This window comes from Mycobacterium sp. (assembly GCF_035314905.1).
In the GTDB taxonomy this organism is placed as follows: domain Bacteria; phylum Actinomycetota; class Actinomycetes; order Mycobacteriales; family Mycobacteriaceae; genus Mycobacterium.
This window is the reverse complement of the sequence record NZ_DATFYW010000053.1, coordinates 1-17351: the sequence shown is the minus strand read 5'-3', so window position 1 is coordinate 17351 and position 17351 is coordinate 1. Positions and strand designations below refer to the sequence as shown.

Genomic DNA, 17351 nt, shown 5'->3' with positions numbered 1-17351 from the left:
AAGCAAGGCATCAGAATCGGAATGCGAGACATATGACGATCGACAACGCTGTGATCGAGACGACCTATGGCCCGGTCCGTGGCATTGACGACAGCCGGGTCAGGGTATGGAAGGGCATTCGCTATGCCGCGGCGCCGCTCGGCGAGCTGCGCTTCCGGGCGCCAGAACCGCCCGAGCGGTGGACCGAGGTCGCCGACGCTACTCAGTTCGGGCCGGTCTGCCCGCAACCGCCCCTTCCAAACATCCCGCTCGACTTGGGTGCGCCGCAGGGCGAAGACTGCTTGAGGCTCAACATCTGGGCGTCGTCGGGCACCGAGCCGGGTGACGCGAAGCCAGTGATGGTGTGGCTGCACGGTGGTGCATACGTCCTCGGGTCGAGCAGCCAGCCGCTCTACGACGGCCGGGTGCTGGCCAGCAGCGGCGACGTCGTCGTGGTGACGCTCAACTATCGCCTTGGAGCGCTGGGCTTCCTTGACCTGTCGTCGTTCAACGGTCCACGGCGGCGTTTCGATTCGAACACCGGGCTGCGTGACGTGCTGGCCGCGTTGCACTGGGTGCGTGACAACATCGCGGCGTTCGGCGGCGATCCCGAGCGGGTCACGCTGTTCGGCGAATCCGCCGGCGGCGGGATCGTGACGACCCTGCTCACCAGCCCGGCGGCCGAGGGTCTGTTCGCGAGCGCGATCGCGCAGAGCTCACCGGCCACATCGGTTTACGACCGCGGCCGGGCCCGGCGAGTCGCAGAGTGCATCCTCGGCAAGTTGGGCATTCACGCATCCGACGCGGGCCAATTGTTCCACGTGCCGATCGCCGCGATCCTCGCCGCGTCAAAGGAAGTGTTCGACGAAGTGCCGGTGCGAAACCCGGGCACGCTGGCTTTCGTCCCGATCGTCGATGGCGACCTGCTGAACGACTACCCGGTCAAGCTGGCGCGCGAAGGCCGATCGCACCCGGTCCCGTTGATCATCGGCACCAACAAGCACGAGGCGGCACTATTCCGGTGGATGAAGTCGCCGCTGATGCCGATCACTCCGCACGCGATCACGTCGATGGTCGCCGAGATTGCAGCCGAACAGCCCGACCTGCAATTGCCGACGGAGGAGCAGATCGGGTCGGCGTATGCGGGAATGCGGGTCAGGGCCAGGGGACTGAGCATCGCGAGCGACGTCGGCTTCCGGATGCCGTCGGTGTGGCTGGCCGAGGGCCACAGCACGGTGGCGCCGGTGTACCTATACCGGTTCGACTGGTCCACTCCGATGCTCAAGCTGCTGCAAGTCGGTGCCGCCCATGCTATGGAATTACCTTATGTGTGGGGCAATCTCAGCGGACCCAAGGACATCTCGTTGAAGCTCGGCGGCGTGAAGAACGCCAAAGCGGTCTCCCAGCGAGTCAGGACCCGGTGGATCAACTTCGCGACGCAGGCGAAGCCTACGGGCCCGCCGGGCGAACCGGAATGGACGCCCTACCTCGAGACCGACCGCGCCTGCCTGATCATCAACAAGCGCGACACCGTCGTGCACGACATCGACGCGCACATCCGAGCCGCATGGGGCAGCGAGGTGCTGAACTTCCGGTAGTCGCGCCCCGAGCCCGGCACCGGTGAGGGCGCCGTGTCCTGGCACATGCGGATACGTGACTGTCCCGAGGTCGTGGACCTTGCCCGCTACGCAGGTAGCTCCTGGCTCGACCTGGACTGTGACAACCGGCGGAATCCGGTGACGACCCCGACGTGAGGAGCTCCGGCGGTTCGTCGGCTCGCGCGGGGTGCGCAGCATGGGTCCTGCGTGCCGGTGGTGAGAGGGGGGGAGCGGCGTCACATCGCGGTGCCCTAGGTGGAGCCGAAAGGCCCTTGTCCAGCATCACGCGGGCGCGGATTCTCAAGTAATCCCCGCATCGCACCCTAGGAGCGCGACCATGACAGAGAAGGCCAAGAAGCCCGCGGCCACAACGACCACCAAGGACACCCCGGTCACCGCTCAAGTGGTGGTGGAGCGCGCGGCCGGCTTGTCCGACGATGTGCTCAAATCGGTCGAAGCCGGACAGCGGGCCGCGATTGACGCGGTGCGCAAGTTTGTTGACACCCTCGATGAGGCGATTCCCGCAAAGGAAGACCGCCCGTCGCGACGAGAAAATGTGATCGACGCGGCCCTGGATATGGCTGACCGGCTCGTCACAACGCAGTACGAGTTCTTGCGCAGCGTTGTACGCAGCGCCGATCGGACACTGCGCAACCCCGAGGGCGCAAAGCGGTGAACAGCCTTCGCGTCTGACGTGCGGTGCCGCAGGGTCGGTTGCCCGGCCGCCCGGCGCCGGGGGCGTGAACGGCTTCATTCGGGGACCGAGGGATAGCCGGTAGCGGTTGCGTTTGATCGGGGCTTTCCCGTCGACGGCGCGTTCGGCTTTGGCGACCTCGTCGATGCCGCGCAGGGTGCGCCGGGCCCGATCATGCCGGTGCTGGTAGTGGATGACGCGGTCGGGGATGCCGCGGGCCTTCTCCGCTGATGTAGCCGGCCACGGCTGGGTAAGCACCAGAACGTCAGGGATCAGCTCGCCTGGGTGCTTGTCGCGCCATTCGCGGACCACATCGGGCAGGTAGAACCACGACTTCTTCTCCGGCTCCGGTTCGTCGTATGTGATCGGGAAGGCCGTCATCACCACCGACGAGGACTGGGACCGGTGAACTGGCAATGAATGACCGACGAACTATGCTCTTTGCCCGTGGCGCCCGCTGCGCGTGGTCACGACACTGAGCGTCGTGACCACCACCTCGCTGCTGGGCGACATTCTGAACTGGCTCCGGGCCGGGTACCCGGACGGCGTTCCAGGGCCCGACCGAGTACCGCTGCTGGCGTTGCTGCAGAGCACACCTTTGACCGACGACCAGGTCGAGGAGGTGGTGCGCGAGATCACCGCCCATGAGTCGAGCGACCACCCTATCGACAAGGACGAGATCGCCGCCTTCATCAGAGAATTCACCGCGCACCCGGCGACCCCCGAGGACATCAACCGGGTGGCCGCCAATCTCGCCGCCGCCGGCTGGCCGCTGGTCCACGTAGACCACGGCCGACTGCAGGGCTAAACCGTAGCCAGCGACGTGGTGTCGATGACGAAGCGGTACCGCACATCGCTGGCGAGCACCCGCTCGTGGGCCTCGTTGATGTAGTCGGGCCCGATCAGCTCGATCTCCGGCGTGACCCCGCGCTCCGCGCAGAAGTCGAGCATCTGCTGGGTCTCCAGGATGCCGCCGATCATCGACCCGGACAGGCTGCGTCGTGCGGCCGCCAGCGGGAACGCGGGCACGGGCATCGGGTGTTCGGGCAGACCCAGCTCGACCAGCGCGCCGTTGACGTCGAGCAATTCCAGATAGGCGGCGATGTCGAGGTTGGCCGACACGGTGTTCAGGATCAGGTCGAACGAGCCGGCCAGCTTCGTCAACGTCTCCGGGTCCGAGGTGGCGTAGTAGTTGGCGGCGCCGAGCCGCAGGCCGTCCTCCATTTTCTTCAGCGACTGGCTCAGCACCGTCACCTCGGCACCCATCGCGTTGGCGAGCTTGACGGCCATGTGCCCCAGGCCGCCCAGGCCGATCACCGCGACCCGCTTGCCCGGCCCGGCCTCGCAGTGCCGCAGGGGTGAATAGGTGGTGATGCCCGCGCAGAGCAGCGGCGCCGCGGCGTCCAGCGGCAGCGCCTGCGGGATGCGCAGCACATAGTTCTCGTCCACGACGATCGCGCCGCTATACCCGCCCTGCGTCGGCCGGCCGTCCCTGCCGGTCCCGTTGTACGTCGGCGTCATCCCGGCCTTGCAGTACTGCTCGAGTCCCGCCCGGCAGCTGCTGCACTCGCGGCACGAGTCGACGAAGCAGCCGACCCCCACGCGGTCGCCGACCTTGTACCTGGTGACCTGCGGGCCGACCTCGGTCACCACACCGGCGATCTCGTGGCCGGGTACGACCGGATAGTCCGGCTGGCCCCATTCGCCCTTGACCGTGTGGATGTCGGAGTGACAGATGCCGGCGAACTTGATCTCCATCGCCACGTCATGCGGTCCGACCTCGCGCCGGGTGATCGTGGTCCTGGCCAAGGGCTCGGTGGCCGACGTCGCGGCGTACGCGGAAACAGTGCTCAATGTTCTGACCTGTTTGTTGTCGTCTTTTGGTGTCGGTGTTGTCGTCGTTGTATTTCGTCGCCCAGCAAGCATCAAAAGCTTAGCGAGTTTAACTGTTCTGGCCGCGACTTTGCGAGCTCACCAGTGACAACCCACCCGGGGTTGCGAAGTAATCCCGAAACCGACGACGAACCGGCGGCCCGAAACGCACCGCTCGTGGCGAACCGGCCCTGTGCCGGTCAGTTGATCGGGGCGTTCACCCATTTCAGGTCGGCGACGACACCCCGCGCGGCCACGATGCCCTGCCCGGTCTGCCAGACCTCGTTGTTCACCGCGAACACCCTGTTGTCGCGGTTGGCGGAAAGCCTGCGCCAGGCGTCGCTGTTGAGCACCCGCTCCGCGCGGTCCCTGGCGGGCGGCGACGAGAACGACACGTAGACGATGTCGCCATCCGCCGGGGAGAAGTCCGCCCCGCGCGCGAGGTCGGTGTCGCTGGTGCCGATCTCCAGATACGGCTTGTCGGTGAAGCGCTGCGACGCAGGCCGGTCCACGCCGAAATCGGCCAGCACACTGCCGGGGAAGTTGGCGGCGCCGTACACGCGCATCGTGTTCTCGGTCAGCTGCACAACCGAGGCCTGGAAATGCGTCGCGTCGCTGTCGGCGCCGGCCTTCGCGGCTTGCGCGTTGAAATCATCGACCAGCGCATTGGCCGCCGCCGCGCGGCCCGTCGCCGCCCCTACCAGCCGCGTGGTGTCCTCCCACGCCGCGCCCGGGGCGCCGGTGAACACCGTCGGCGCGATCGCCGCCAGCGCGGGGTAGGCGTCGGGTGTCAGCGCCTCAGACCCGAGGATCAGGTCGGGTTTGGCCGCCTGGATGCCGTTCAGGTCCGGGGCGCTGTGGGTGCCCACCGCCGGCAGGTCGTGCACGACCGTGCCGAGGTACGACGGCTGGCCCTGCGAATCATCGGGCAACGCCGCCGCGACGATGCGTGACTGCAACCCGAGTGCGCACAGCGCGTCGAGCTGATCGCCGGAGAGCACCACGATGCGCTGGGGATCGGCACCCACGTCGCTCTCACCGGCGGCGTGCCGCAGGTGCCGGGTCGGCGGCCCGGGATCGAGCGCCGCAGGCTGCGGGGCGCACGAGTCGTCCGGCCGGCGCTCGTTGCCGAGCACACCTGCACCGGCGATTTTGGTGGTGCTGGTGACCACGGACCGGCTCGGCTCCGACGATCCCGCGCCGCCGGGTGAATTCTGCATGCAGCCGGTCAGAACAGTCAGCGAAACCGCGGTGGCCACAGCTGCGATCCCAGCGAGCACACCTGGCCTGACCACGTGGCCGACGGTAACAAACGACGGCCCGCTGCCGACGTACGACGGTTTGTAGGACCCACACCCACAGACCGCCGATCGGGGTCTAGGATTCGGGGCAGTGCGACGACCTTGGGAGGAACTCTTGACCGCCGAAGCGCCCCCTCTGGGAGGACTCCAGGCCCGCCGGCCCTTCCCCGCACGCCTTGGCCCCAAGGGCAACCTGATCTACAAGTTGGTGACCACCACCGATCACAAGCTGATCGGCATCATGTACATAGTCGCCTGCTTCGCGTTCTTCTTCATCGCCGGGCTGATGGCGCTGTTCATCCGGGCCGAGCTTGCCACGCCGGGACTGCAGTTCTTGTCCAACGAGCAGTACAACCAGCTGTTCACCATGCACGGGACCGCGATGCTGCTGTTCTACGCGACCCCGATCGTGTTCGGCTTCGCCAACATCGTGCTGCCGCTGCAGATCGGCGCCCCCGACGTCGCCTTCCCGCGGCTCAACGCGTTGTCGTTCTGGTTGTTCGTGTTCGGTGCGCTGATCGCCTTGAGCGGTTTCATCACTCCCGGCGGCGCGGCCGACTTTGGCTGGACCGCCTACACACCGCTGACCGACGCCATCCACAGCCCCGGCGCCGGCGGGGATCTGTGGATCCTGGGCCTGGCCGTGGGTGGTCTGGGCACCATCCTGGGCGGTGTCAACATGATCACCACGGTGATCTGCATGCGCGCGCCGGGCATGACGATGTTCCGGATGCCGATCTTCACCTGGAACATCCTCGTCACCAGCATTCTGGTGCTACTCGTCTTCCCGCTGCTCACGGCGGCGTTGTTCGGGCTGGCCGCCGATCGCCACCTGGGGGCCCACATCTACGACCCGGCCAACGGCGGGGTGATCCTGTGGCAACACCTGTTCTGGTTCTTCGGCCACCCCGAGGTCTACATCATCGCGCTGCCGTTCTTCGGCATCGTCAGCGAGATCTTCCCGGTGTTCGCCCGCAAGCCGCTGTTCGGCTATTCCACGCTGGTGTACGCCACGATCAGCATCGCGGCGCTGTCGATCGCGGTGTGGGCACACCACATGTACGCCACCGGCGCGGTGCTGCTGCCGTTCTTTTCCTTCATGACGTTCTTGATCGCGGTCCCCACCGGCATCAAGTTCTTCAACTGGATCGGCACCATGTGGAAGGGTCAGCTGACATTCGAGACACCGATGCTGTTCTCGACGGGCTTTCTGGTGACGTTTCTGCTCGGTGGGCTCTCCGGTGTGCTGCTGGCCAGCCCCCCGATCGACTTCCACGTGAGCGACACCTATTTCGTGGTCGCGCACTTCCACTATGTGCTGTTTGGAACCATCGTTTTCGCCACCTACGCCGGGGTGTATTTCTGGTTCCCGAAGATGACCGGGCGGCTGCTGGACGAGCGGCTGGGCAAGCTGCATTTCTGGTTGACGTTCATCGGCTTTCACACCACGTTTTTGGTGCAGCACTGGCTGGGCAACATGGGCATGCCGCGCCGCTACGCCGACTACCTACCCACCGACGGCTTCCAGACGCTGAACATCGTCTCGACGATCGGTGCGTTCATCCTCGGTGTCTCGGTGATCCCGTTCGTGTGGAACGTCTTCAAGAGCTGGCGTTACGGCGAGCCGGTGACCGTCGACGACCCGTGGGGTTACGGCAACTCGCTGGAATGGGCAACCAGCTGCCCACCACCGCGGCACAACTTCACCGAGCTCCCCCGAATCCGTTCGGAACGGCCGGCTTTCGAACTGCACTACCCGCACATGATCGAACGTATGCGGGCCGAATCGCACATCGGACGCCATTCCGAGGTGACCTCTAGCTGATGCTCCCGCACCGCGGCGACCGGGGGTGAGCGCGCCAACGGACCGGTCGAGCGCCGACGCGAAGGTTTCGGTCCTGATCACCGTGACCGGGGTCGACCAGCCCGGCGTGACGTCTGCCCTGTTCGAGGTGCTGTCGCGGCATCAGGTGGAATTGCTCAACGTCGAGCAGGTGGTGATCCGCGGCCGGCTGACGCTGGGCGTGCTGGTGGCCTGCTCGGCGCAGGTCGCTGACAGCGCGTCGCTGCGGGCCGGGGTCGAGCATGCGATCCACAGCCTCGGCCTGAACGTGTCGATCGAATACAGCGGCGACCTGCCCATCATCCGGGAGCCGTCGACCCACACGGTCGTCGTGCTCGGCAGACCCGTCACCGCAAGCGCATTCAGCGCGCTGGCCCGCGAACTGGCGTCGCTCGGGGTCAACATCGACTTCATTCGCGGCATTTCGGACTACCCCGTGACGGGGCTGGAGTTGCGGGTGTCGGTACCTGCCGACGTCCGCGACCGGTTACCCACTGCGCTGGCCCGGGTGGCCGCCGCCGAAGCCGTCGACATCGCGGTGGAGGACACCAGCCTGGAACGCCGGGCCAAGCGACTGATCGTGTTCGACGTCGACTCGACCCTGATCCAGCAGGAAGTCATCGAGATGCTGGCCGATCGGGTCGGGGCGCGTGAATCCGTGGCCGCGATCACCGAGGCCGCGATGCGCGGCGAGATGGACTTCGCCGAATCGCTGCGGCAGCGTGTGGCGACACTCAAGGGACTCCCCGTCGCCGTGCTTGACGAGGTCGCTGACGAGCTGGAACTGACGCCGGGCGCGCGGACGACGCTGCGGACGTTGCGGCGGCTGGGTTTTCACTGCGGCGTGGTCTCCGGCGGTTTCCGCCAGGTGATCGAGCCGCTGGCGCACGAGCTGATGCTCGACTTCGTCGCCGCCAACGAGCTGGAGGTCGACGGCGGGGTGCTCACGGGCAGGTTGATTGGCCCGATCATCGATAGGGCGGGAAAAGCCAAGGCGCTGAGGGACTTTGCGCAACAGGCAGGTGTGCCTCTGGAGCAGACGGTCGCGGTCGGTGACGGTGCCAACGACATCGACATGCTGGCGACCGCAGGACTCGGGGTGGCATTCAACGCCAAACCCGCGTTGAGAGAGGTCGCCGACGCATCCCTGAGCCATCCCTACCTGGACACCGTGCTGTTCATCCTCGGCGTGACGCGCGGCGAGATCGAGGCGGCCGACGCCGTCGACGGGGTCCTGCGCCGGGTGGACATCCCGCCGACATGACGCGCCCCATCCCGGGCCGCGCGGCGCTGATACGGCACGATGGGCAGGTGGCTGAACCCAGCACCAATCCTGATCTGCTGATCGACTTTCGCAACGTGTCCTTGCGCCGCGCGGGTCAGGTGCTGGTCGGACCGGTGACCTGGTCGGTCGAGCTCGACGAGCGCTGGGTGGTCATCGGCCCGAACGGGGCAGGCAAGACGTCGCTGCTGAGGATCGCCGCGGCGATGGAGCATCCGTCCTCCGGGACCGCCTATGTGCTGGGCGAGCGCCTCGGCCGGGTGGACATGTCCGAACTGCGCTCCCGCGTGGGCCTGAGCTCGTCGGCCCTTTCCCAGCGGGTGCCCGACGGTGAGGTGGTGCGCGATCTCGTGGTCTCGGCCGGTTATGCGGTGCTCGGCCGCTGGAGGGAGAAATACGAGGACGTCGACTATGCCCAGGCGATCGACATGCTGGAGAGCGTCGGCGCCGAGCATCTGGCCGACCGCACCTACGAAACGCTGTCCGAGGGCGAGCGCAAGCGGGTGCTGATCGCGCGCTCGCTGATGACGGATCCGGAGCTGCTGCTACTCGACGAGCCTGCGGCCGGCCTTGACTTGGGCGGCCGTGAGGAGTTGGTGGCGAGGCTCGCCGACCTGGCGGCCGACCCCGACGCGCCGGCGATCGTGCTGGTGACCCATCACGTCGAGGAGATTCCGCCGGGCTTCAGCCACTGCCTGGTCTTGTCCCAGGGCAAGGTGGTCGGAGCCGGGCTGCTGCCCGACGTGCTGACGTCGGACACTCTGTCCAAGGCTTTCGGCCAATCCATCGCGCTGGAGTGCATCGACGGCCGCTACTTCGCCCGGCGTGTGCGCGCCCGGGCCGCGCATCGGGCACGCGCATGAGCGAGACCCCGATCACACCTCGGCCGGCGGCCACGGTGATGCTGCTGCGCGACACCGACGACGGGCTGGCCGTCTTTCTGCTGCAACGACATCGAAACATGGAATTCGCGCCCAACACGACAGTCTTTCCCGGCGGCGGCGTCGATGACCGCGACCGCAACGCCGACATCGACTGGGCAGGCCCGGAACCGGGCTGGTGGGCGCGGCGGCTCGGCGTCACCGACGATCTCGCGCTGGCGCTGGTGTGCGCCGCCACACGGGAAACGTTCGAGGAGTGCGGCGTGCTGCTCGCGGGGCCCGACGAACACACCATCGTCGCCGACGCCACGTCTTATCACGATGCGCGCCGGGCGCTCGCCAGCCGCGAGCTGGCGTTCGGCGAGTTCCTTCGGCGCGAAAACCTGGTGCTGCGCGCCGACCTGCTGCGGCCGTGGGCGAACTGGGTGACCCCGCCCAGCGGGCACCGTCGCCGCTATGACACATACTTCTTCGTCGCCGCGCTGCCCGAGGGCCAGCATGCCGACGGCGAGACCACCGAGGCCGTGGACGCTCGATGGGCGACACCGGTCGAGGCGGTCGAAGACTTCGCGGCCGGTCGGCGGTTCCTGCTGCCACCGACCTGGACGCAGCTCGAAACACTGGCCAAGTCCACCGGCACGGTCGCGGATGTGTTGGCCACCGAACGCGAGATCGTCCCGATGAGGACGGAAGTGATCGGCACCGAGGGGAACTGGGGTCTGCAGTTCTTCGACAGCGAGCGCTACGAGCAGGCGCGCCGGGGCCGGCCGTGGTGAACGAGTTCGTCAGCGTCCACATCGGCGACGAGCGCCCCGGCGTCGGCACAATCGTGCTTGCCCGGCCGCCGAACAACACCCTGACACGGCAGGCCTGCCGCGAGATCGCTGCCGTCGCGACCGAAGTGGGCCAGCGCGAAGACATCGCGGCCGTGATCCTGTTCGGCGGCCACGAGATCTTCTCCGCCGGTGACGACCTCGACGAGTTGCGGGTGCTGAGCGCGGCCGAAGCCGACGTGGCGGCCCGGCTGCGTCAGGAGGCCGTCAACGCCGTCGCCGCGATACCAAGGCCCACCGTCGCCGCCATCACCGGTTATGCGTTGGGCAGCGGGCTCGGCCTCGCGTTGGCCGCCGACTGGCGCGTCAGCGGCGACAATGCCAAGTTCGGCTGCGCCGAGATCCTGGCCGGCCTGATTCCCGGCGCCGGCGCGTCGGTGCGGCTGCCGCGGCTCGTCGGCGTGAGCAGGGCCAAGGAACTGGCGTTCAGTGGGCGATTCGTGGATGCCCGGGAAGCGCTGGCCATCGGGCTGCTCGACGAAATGGTCGCACCCGACGCGGTATACGACGCCGCCGCGGACTGGGCCGGCCGCTTCGCGGCGATGCCGGCGGCGGCCCTGGGCGCGGCCAAGGCCGCGATCGACGCCGGCGATCTGGACGTCGAACGGCGCCTCTATGTGGAGGCCTTCGCCCGCGCCGACCGGCGGTTCGTCGCCGGCGCGGCGGGCAGATAGGCTTGCCGGTCATGACCACGACCAGTCACAACCCGGCGCCCAAGACAGATGTCGCCGGCCTTCCGGCTCCGGTGCCAGATGTCGCCCGCCTTCCGGCTCCGGTGCCGCACGCCACGGCGGAACAGGTCGAAGCCGCCCGGCACGACAGCAAGCTCGCGCAGGTGCTCTACCACGACTGGGAGGCCGAGACCTACGACGACAAGTGGTCGATCTCCTACGACAAACGGTGCGTCGACTATGCCCGCAACCTTTTCGACACAACCGTGCCCGGCGAGGAACTTCGCGGTCTTCCCTACGACCGCGCGCTGGAACTCGGCTGCGGCAGCGGTTTCTTCCTGCTGAACCTGATCCAGGCCGGGGTTGCGCGGCGCGGCTCGGTGACCGACCTGTCCCCGGGCATGGTCAAGGTCGCCATCCGCAACGGTCAGTCGCTCGGACTGGAAATCGACGGCCGGGTGGCCGACGCCGAGGGCATCCCGTACGGGGACAACACCTTCGACCTCGTGGTCGGGCACGCGGTGCTGCACCACATTCCCGACGTCGAGCAGTCGCTGCGCGAGGTCGTGCGGGTGCTCAAGCCGGGCGGCCGATTCGTGTTCGCCGGCGAGCCGACCAACATCGGCAACGATTACGCCCGCGCGCTGTCGACGCTGACGTGGAGAGCGGTCACCAACGTGACGCGGCTGCCGGGGCTGACCGGCTGGCGTCGTCCGCAGGCCGAACTCGATGAGTCTTCGCGCGCCGCCGCACTGGAGGCGATCGTCGACCTTCACACCTTTGATCCCGCCGGCCTCGAGCGGATGTCGGTCAACGCCGGCGCCGCCGAGGTCCGCACCGCCACCACGGAATTCACCGCGGCGATGCTCGGCTGGCCACTCCGCACGTTCGAGGCCGCGGTGCCGCCCGGCCGGTTGGGCTGGAGTTGGGCGAAGTTCGCGTTCGGCAGCTGGGTGACGTTGAGCTGGGTGGATGCCAACGTGCTGAGCCACCTGGTGCCGAAGGCCTGGTACTACAACGTGATGGTCACCGGAGTCAAACCGTCCTGAGGTTCTCGCTCGACGACGTCGCCTACCTGCGGTCGGCGCAGGGCGCCGAGGCGCTGCAGGTGGTCGGCGGTTACCCGCTGACCGACTCCAGTCAGATTTCGGATATCGCTTCAGTACGAACGCTCTTCGGCGATCGCGCCGGCATACTCGTGGAGACGGTGCTGCTGCGCCGGCGGGCTGCGGCCAAGCTGGTCGACGTCGACGACTGGCTGTTCACCGACGACGCTCTGCAGCAGGCCACCGCCGCTCCCGTGGCCGCGCACAGGGCCGCGAGGCTCGCAGGCCGGACCGTCCACGACGTCACGTGTTCCATCGGCACGGAGTTGGCGGCGCTGCGGGCCGTGGCCGAGGTGCTCGGCAGCGACATCGACCCCGTCCGGCTGGCGATGGCCCGGCACAACGTCGCGGGCCTGCCACTGCTGCGCGCCGACGCGTTGCGCCCCGTCAGCAGGAACACCGTCGTGTTCGCCGACCCGGGCCGCCGCGCCGCCGGCAGGCGCCGCTTCGACCCGCGCGATTACCAGCCACCGCTGGACGCACTGCTCGGCACCTACACGAACCGCGATATCGTCGTAAAGTGTTCGCCGGGAATTGATTTCGGGTGGCTCAGGGAGACAGGCTTCGGTGGCGAGGTCGAGGTCACCTCATCGAGCGGCGATGTCCGCGAAGCGTGCCTGTGGTCGGCCGGCCTCGCCGCAGAAGGTGTGTCGCGGCGCGCCAGCATCCTCGACCCGCACGGCCCTGCCGAGCAGATCACCGACGCCGAGCCCGACGACTGCCCCGTGGCACCGGCCGGGCGGTGGATCGTCGATCCCGACGGCGCCGTCGTGCGTTCCGGCTTGGTGCGGCACTACGCCACCCGCCACGGCCTGTGGCAACTCGACCCCAAGATCGCCTACTTGTCCGGGGACCGTCTTCCGCCCGGAGTGCGGGGATTTGCCGTGCTCGAACAGATACGGTTCGGCGAGCGGCGACTGCGCCAGGCGCTCGCGGAGCTGGACTGCGGGGCGGTCGAAGTCCTGGTCCGCGGCGTCGACGTCGACCCGGCGGCGCTGCGGCCGCGACTGCGGCTGCGCGGTGCCCAGCAGCTGTCTGTGGTGATCAGCCGGATCGGCGCGGGCGCAGGTGCCCGCGCGACGGCCTTCATTTGCCGTCCGTCGCGATAGCCCCGCGGGTACGCTGGCGGCCAACACGTTTCGAGGAAAGTTGATGAGGCGATCGTTGGAGGCGGCCGCGGTTCTGACCGCCGCGATCCTGCTCGGATGGCTGGGATGGCACAGCACCGCCGTCGCGCAGGCGCAGTCGCCGTGCTCCGACATGAACGGCAGCCTCGACAACAACGTCTGCCGCGTCCACGCCACGACCGACACCTACACGATCGACGCCACGTTCCCGGTGGACTACGCCAACATGGCGCCGATGATCGATTACCTGACGCAGACCCGCGACGGGTTCATCAACGTCTCGCAAATGCCCGGCTCACGGAACCTGCCCTACGAACTCGACGCGCACGCGGTGGAGTATCACTCCGGCACCCCGCCGCACGGCACCCAGAGCGTTGTGTTCAAGATTTTCCAGGATGTCGGCGGCGCGCACCCGGTGACCTGGTACAAGGCGTTCAACTACAACCTGGACAGCGGCCAGCCGATCACGTTGGACACCCTGTTCAAACCCGGCAGCAACCCGCTCACGGTGATCTTCCCGATCGTGCAACGCGAGTTGGCGCGCCAGACCGGCCAGCCGGTGTCGATCTCGCAAGGCGACGGGATGGACCCGTCGCATTACCAGAACTTCGCGATCACCGACGACGAAGTGATCTTCTTCTTCAGCCAGGGCGAACTTCTGCCGTCAGTTGCGGGCACCAACGAGGTGCACGTGCCGCGAAGCGCCATCGGGCCACTGCTGGCCTGAGGCCTGCCTTCAGGCCGGTGCGAAGCTGTACACCTGGCCGTCGCTGGTGGCGGTGACCACCCGCCGGTCGTAGCCGACCGAGACACCGACGGGCCAGCCTGTGGCCTGCGGCAGCGGATAGAGGTTCAGGGTGTGCCCATCGGCCGGGTCGAACACCAGCACCGCGAGCCCGTTGTTCGTGTCGGGCGTCACGGTGTACGCCACATCGTGGCCGGCCTGGCTCGGCGTGCACAGCGGCGTCACGTCGTCGCGTCGCCACAGCACGTCGCCGTGATCGCCGCCGTCGCGCACGGCGACCAGCTTCGCGCCCGGGCCGCCGCCGGACACGATCAGCCCGCCGGGCGCCACCGAAGGTGGGGTTTGAGCTGTAAAGCCCAGAGGAACAGACCATTTCGGCTTGCCATCCGCCGCGCCCAGTGCCCACAGCCTGCCGTCGCGGCTGTTGACGTAGACGGTCGAGCCGTTCGAGGAAAGTACCGGGCTGGCCAGTACACCGCTCGCCACGGCGTCGCTGGTCCACTCCTGGGTGAGCACCGGTGTCTGGCCAGGGTGGTATTGCAGCGCCGTCAGGATCGGCGCCTTGGCGCCGGGCGGCCACAGCCCGATGACGATCATCCCGTTCGACGGCGCGAACGCGGGTGCCGCCGCCACCGGACACAGCGGCCGCGCCTGCTGGCAGTCGGTCAGGCCCCGGTCCGAGTCGGTGGGGTCGACGCCGAGCACCAGATCCACAGATGAGCCCACCACCTCGCCGCGGTGCGCGTCGACCACCTGCACCTGGCCCAGGTGCGTGACCACCAGCAACTGCCCACCGCCCAGGAACCGTGGCGTCATCGGCATCCCGATGACGGGATGTCGCCAGCGCACCCACTGCGTCGGCGGATACGACAGCATGGTGCCGGGCTGGCCTACGTAGACGTTGTCGAACTGGTCGAACAGCGGGCCGGCGAACCCCCCACCGAGCACCAAGCGCGTGCACCAGCGCTGGCGACCGTTGTCGGCGTTCTCCCACACCATCAGCGAGCATCCGCCCGCTGTCTGGCCGTTCAGCGCGACGTAGTCGGCGTCGCCCCCGCCGAGCGCGGCCGACGCGAACAAGCTGCCCTTGACCGAGCGGGTCCACTGCAGTTCGAGCGCCTGAGCCCCAGCGGTGGCGGTGTAGCTGCTGTTGGAGGCGTTGGTGTACTGCCCGGGCCACCCCGCCGCCGGTGCGGCATCGACCCAGCTGTCCGTGTTTCCACAGCCGACCGTCGCCGCAGGGAGGACGAGTGCCGTCGACGCGAATGCCACGAATCGTCGAAGCATTGAGCGGGCGAACATACGTCCTTTCGGTCGGCGGCAAGCAATCGCGTCCACCGAGGGTAACCCGGGCGGTTGTGCCGCTCGGCGTAGGCTTTCCGGCCATGACGACGATGTGGGGTGCCCCGATCCACAAGCGGTGGCGTGGTTCGCGGCTGCGTGACCCCCGGCAGGCAAAGTTCCTGACCCTCGCCTCGCTGAAGTGGGTGCTGGCCAACCGGGCGTACACCCCGTGGTATCTCGTCAGGTACTGGCGGCTGCTGAAGTTCAAGCTCGCGAACCCGCACATCATCACCCGCGGGATGGTGTTCCTCGGAAAAGGCGTGGAGATCCACGCGACCCCAGAGCTGGCGCAGTTGGAGATCGGGCGCTGGGTGCACATTGGCGACAAGAACACCATCCGCGCGCACGAGGGATCGCTGCGCTTCGGCGACAAGGTGGTGCTCGGCCGCGACAACGTCATCAACGCCTATCTCGACGTCGAGCTCGGCGACTCGGTGCTGATGGCCGATTGGTGCTACGTCTGCGACTTCGACCACAAGATGGAAGACATCAACTTGCCGATCAAAGACCAGGGCATCATCAAGAGCCCGGTCCGCATCGGCCCGGACACGTGGATGGCGGCCAAAGTCAGCGTGCTGCGCGGCACGACCATCGGGCGGGGCTGCGTGCTAGGCGCGCACGCCGTGGTCAAGGGTGACATCCCGGACTACTCGATCGCGGTCGGCGCACCGGCCAAGGTGGTCAAGAACCGGAAACTGGCCTGGGAGACATCCACGGCGCAGCGTGCCGAGCTGGCGGCTGCGCTGGCCGACATCGAGCGCAAGAAGGCGGCGCGTTAAGGCAGCAGGCTGCGGGGGTCGTCGGGGATCTGCGCCTTGGCCTCGGGGTGGCCGGATGACTGCGGCGTTGCCTTCTCCAGGAACCGGAGCAATTCGACGGGGAACGGAAGCACCAGGGTGTTGTTCTTCTCGGCGGCGACCTCGACGACTGTCTCCAGCAGCCGCAGCTGCAGCGCGGCGGGGTGTTCGCTCATCACCTGAGCGGCCTGCGCGAGTTTCGCGGACGCCTGCAATTCGCCGTCGGCGGTGATGACACGGGCCCGCCGTTCGCGCTCCGCCTCGGCTTGGCGCGCGATCGACCGCTTCATCGAATCGGGCAGGACGACGTCTTTGATCTCGACCCGATCGATGTGGATCCCCCAGCCCAGCGCCGGGCTGTCGATCAGCACTTCCAGGCCCTGGTTGAGCCTCTCACGGTTGGAGAGCAGGTCATCGAGGTTGCTCTTGCCGATGATCGACCGCAGGGACGTCTGCGCGACCTGCCCGATCGCCGACATGTAGTCCTGCACATCGACGGCAGCGCGCACGGGATCCTCGACGTTGAAGTAGATGACGGCGTCCACCCGCACAGTCACGTTGTCGCGGGTGATGCCGTCCTGGGCGGGCACGGGCAACGTGATGATCTGCATGTTCACCTTCTGCATCCGATCCGCGATCGGGATCAGCATGGTGAGCCCCGGTCCGCGCACCCCTTGCTGCACACGCCCGAATCGAAAGACCACACCCCGCTCGAACTGCTTGACGACGCGGAAGTTTGTGGCAAGCCAGAACATGCCGGCGCCGACCACTGCTGCCAGTGCATAACCAATCGCCATGGTGACCTCGATTCAGCCACCTCGATTGTCTCACCGCCAGCCGTGCGCCTCAACGAGGTCGGGGCCAGTCGACGTCGAACCGATCGGCCAGCGCAGTGCGGCCGTCCGCCGTCACGGTCACCGCGCGGCCGCGTGGCACGCGGCTGATCCACCGCGCCGTGAGGAATCTGTCCAGGATCGCCCTGCCCAGTGCGCCGCCCAGGTGATGGCGCTGCTCGCTCCAGTCCACGCAGTAGCGCACCAATGGCCTTTTGCCGAAAGGGATTTCGACACCCAGCTTGTTCAAACACGCGTGACCCAGCTCGGTCAGCTGGTAGCGCACGTCATGGCCGGGATTGCCGAGCGCGTCGCCGAGGTCCCTCGCGGGGTCGTATCGCCCGTCGCCGCCCGTCAGCACACCGCGGTCGAGCAGGCCGGCCATCAGCTCGACCCCCAGCCGGCCGGCCAGATGGTCGTAGCAGGTGCGGGCCGAGCGCAGCCG

At 67.7% G+C, this 17351-nt stretch carries 16 protein-coding genes and 3 pseudogenes; 13 read left to right on the top strand and 6 right to left on the bottom strand.

Going from position 1 to position 17351, the window contains the following annotated elements:
• The first annotated feature begins 32 nt into the window (after positions 1 to 32).
• Positions 33 to 1577: a carboxylesterase/lipase family protein gene (locus VKG81_RS04270; RefSeq protein WP_324390024.1), complete on the top strand. Its 1545-nt coding sequence runs from the start codon at positions 33 to 35 to the stop codon at positions 1575 to 1577.
• 337 nt (positions 1578 to 1914) lie between these two features.
• Positions 1915 to 2253, top strand: coding sequence for a hypothetical protein (locus VKG81_RS04265; protein WP_324390022.1), 339 nt, complete (start codon positions 1915 to 1917; stop codon positions 2251 to 2253).
• A gap of 99 nt (positions 2254 to 2352) precedes the next feature.
• Here VKG81_RS04265 and VKG81_RS04260 read toward each other — a convergent pair.
• Positions 2353 to 2595: pseudogene (locus tag VKG81_RS04260) on the bottom strand (IS1634 family transposase); the annotation flags it as partial.
• A 1-nt stretch (position 2596) separates the two neighbouring features.
• Between VKG81_RS04260 and VKG81_RS04255 the strand changes: the two are divergent.
• Positions 2597 to 2680 (top strand): annotated as a pseudogene (locus tag VKG81_RS04255) (hypothetical protein); the annotation flags it as partial.
• Between the two features lie 75 nt (positions 2681 to 2755).
• Positions 2756 to 3079 carry a DUF3349 domain-containing protein gene (locus VKG81_RS04250; RefSeq protein WP_324390020.1) on the top strand — a complete coding sequence of 108 codons (324 nt, stop codon included), beginning with the start codon at positions 2756 to 2758 and terminating at the stop codon, positions 3077 to 3079.
• Here the strand turns inward: VKG81_RS04250 and VKG81_RS04245 are convergent.
• Together VKG81_RS04245 and VKG81_RS04240 are read right to left on the bottom strand one after the other, a co-directional pair.
• Positions 3076 to 4125 carry an NAD(P)-dependent alcohol dehydrogenase gene (locus VKG81_RS04245; RefSeq protein WP_324390018.1) on the bottom strand — a complete coding sequence of 350 codons (1050 nt, stop codon included), beginning with the start codon at positions 4123 to 4125 and terminating at the stop codon, positions 3076 to 3078. The genes VKG81_RS04250 and VKG81_RS04245 overlap by 4 nt on opposite strands.
• A 218-nt stretch (positions 4126 to 4343) precedes the next feature.
• Positions 4344 to 5363: an iron-siderophore ABC transporter substrate-binding protein gene (locus tag VKG81_RS04240; protein WP_324390030.1), complete on the bottom strand. Its 1020-nt coding sequence runs from the start codon at positions 5361 to 5363 to the stop codon at positions 4344 to 4346.
• Between the two features lie 196 nt (positions 5364 to 5559).
• Here VKG81_RS04240 and ctaD point away from each other — a divergent pair, with 196 nt between their 5' ends.
• The 8 genes from ctaD to VKG81_RS04200 are packed head-to-tail and all read left to right on the top strand — an operon-like array spanning position 5560 to position 13914.
• Positions 5560 to 7269 (top strand): cytochrome c oxidase subunit I, encoded by a 1710-nt coding sequence (ctaD, locus tag VKG81_RS04235; RefSeq protein WP_324390016.1) that lies wholly within the window; start codon positions 5560 to 5562, stop codon positions 7267 to 7269.
• 25 nt (positions 7270 to 7294) lie between these two features.
• Positions 7295 to 8551, top strand: coding sequence for a phosphoserine phosphatase SerB (gene serB, locus VKG81_RS04230; protein WP_324390014.1), 1257 nt, complete (start codon positions 7295 to 7297; stop codon positions 8549 to 8551).
• A 29-nt stretch (positions 8552 to 8580) separates the two neighbouring features.
• Positions 8581 to 9432, top strand: a complete 852-nt coding sequence (locus VKG81_RS04225) for an ABC transporter ATP-binding protein (RefSeq protein ID WP_324390028.1) — start codon at positions 8581 to 8583, stop codon at positions 9430 to 9432.
• Positions 9429 to 10226, top strand: coding sequence for an NUDIX hydrolase (locus VKG81_RS04220; protein WP_324390012.1), 798 nt, complete (start codon positions 9429 to 9431; stop codon positions 10224 to 10226). Before VKG81_RS04225 ends, VKG81_RS04220 begins: the two co-directional genes overlap by 4 nt.
• Entirely contained in the window at positions 10223 to 10957 is a 735-nt protein-coding gene (locus tag VKG81_RS04215; protein WP_324390010.1) for an enoyl-CoA hydratase, read from the top strand. The genes VKG81_RS04220 and VKG81_RS04215 overlap by 4 nt, the downstream gene beginning before the upstream one ends.
• A gap of 11 nt (positions 10958 to 10968) precedes the next feature.
• Positions 10969 to 12003 (top strand): class I SAM-dependent methyltransferase, encoded by a 1035-nt coding sequence (locus VKG81_RS04210; RefSeq protein WP_324390007.1) that lies wholly within the window; start codon positions 10969 to 10971, stop codon positions 12001 to 12003.
• Entirely contained in the window at positions 12000 to 13169 is a 1170-nt protein-coding gene (locus tag VKG81_RS04205) for a THUMP-like domain-containing protein (RefSeq protein WP_324390026.1), read from the top strand. Before VKG81_RS04210 ends, VKG81_RS04205 begins: the two co-directional genes overlap by 4 nt.
• Positions 13170 to 13212: 43 nt before the next feature.
• Positions 13213 to 13914 carry an esterase gene (locus VKG81_RS04200; protein ID WP_324390005.1) on the top strand — a complete coding sequence of 234 codons (702 nt, stop codon included), beginning with the start codon at positions 13213 to 13215 and terminating at the stop codon, positions 13912 to 13914.
• 9 nt (positions 13915 to 13923) lie between these two features.
• On the opposite strand, the gene VKG81_RS04195 is transcribed toward VKG81_RS04200, so the two are convergent.
• Positions 13924 to 15219, bottom strand: coding sequence for a PQQ-binding-like beta-propeller repeat protein (locus VKG81_RS04195; RefSeq protein ID WP_324390003.1), 1296 nt, complete (start codon positions 15217 to 15219; stop codon positions 13924 to 13926).
• Positions 15220 to 15317: 98 nt separating this feature from the next.
• Here VKG81_RS04195 and VKG81_RS04190 point away from each other — a divergent pair, with 98 nt between their 5' ends.
• Positions 15318 to 16055, top strand: a complete 738-nt coding sequence (locus tag VKG81_RS04190; protein WP_324390001.1) for an acetyltransferase — start codon at positions 15318 to 15320, stop codon at positions 16053 to 16055.
• Here the strand turns inward: VKG81_RS04190 and VKG81_RS04185 are convergent.
• A complete protein-coding gene (locus VKG81_RS04185) occupies positions 16052 to 16870 on the bottom strand; it encodes an SPFH domain-containing protein (RefSeq protein ID WP_324389999.1) in 819 nt (272 codons plus the stop codon). The two genes, VKG81_RS04190 and VKG81_RS04185, sit on opposite strands and share 4 nt — an antisense overlap.
• A gap of 49 nt (positions 16871 to 16919) precedes the next feature.
• A pseudogene (locus VKG81_RS04180) lies at positions 16920 to 17351 on the bottom strand (transcriptional regulator); the annotation flags it as partial.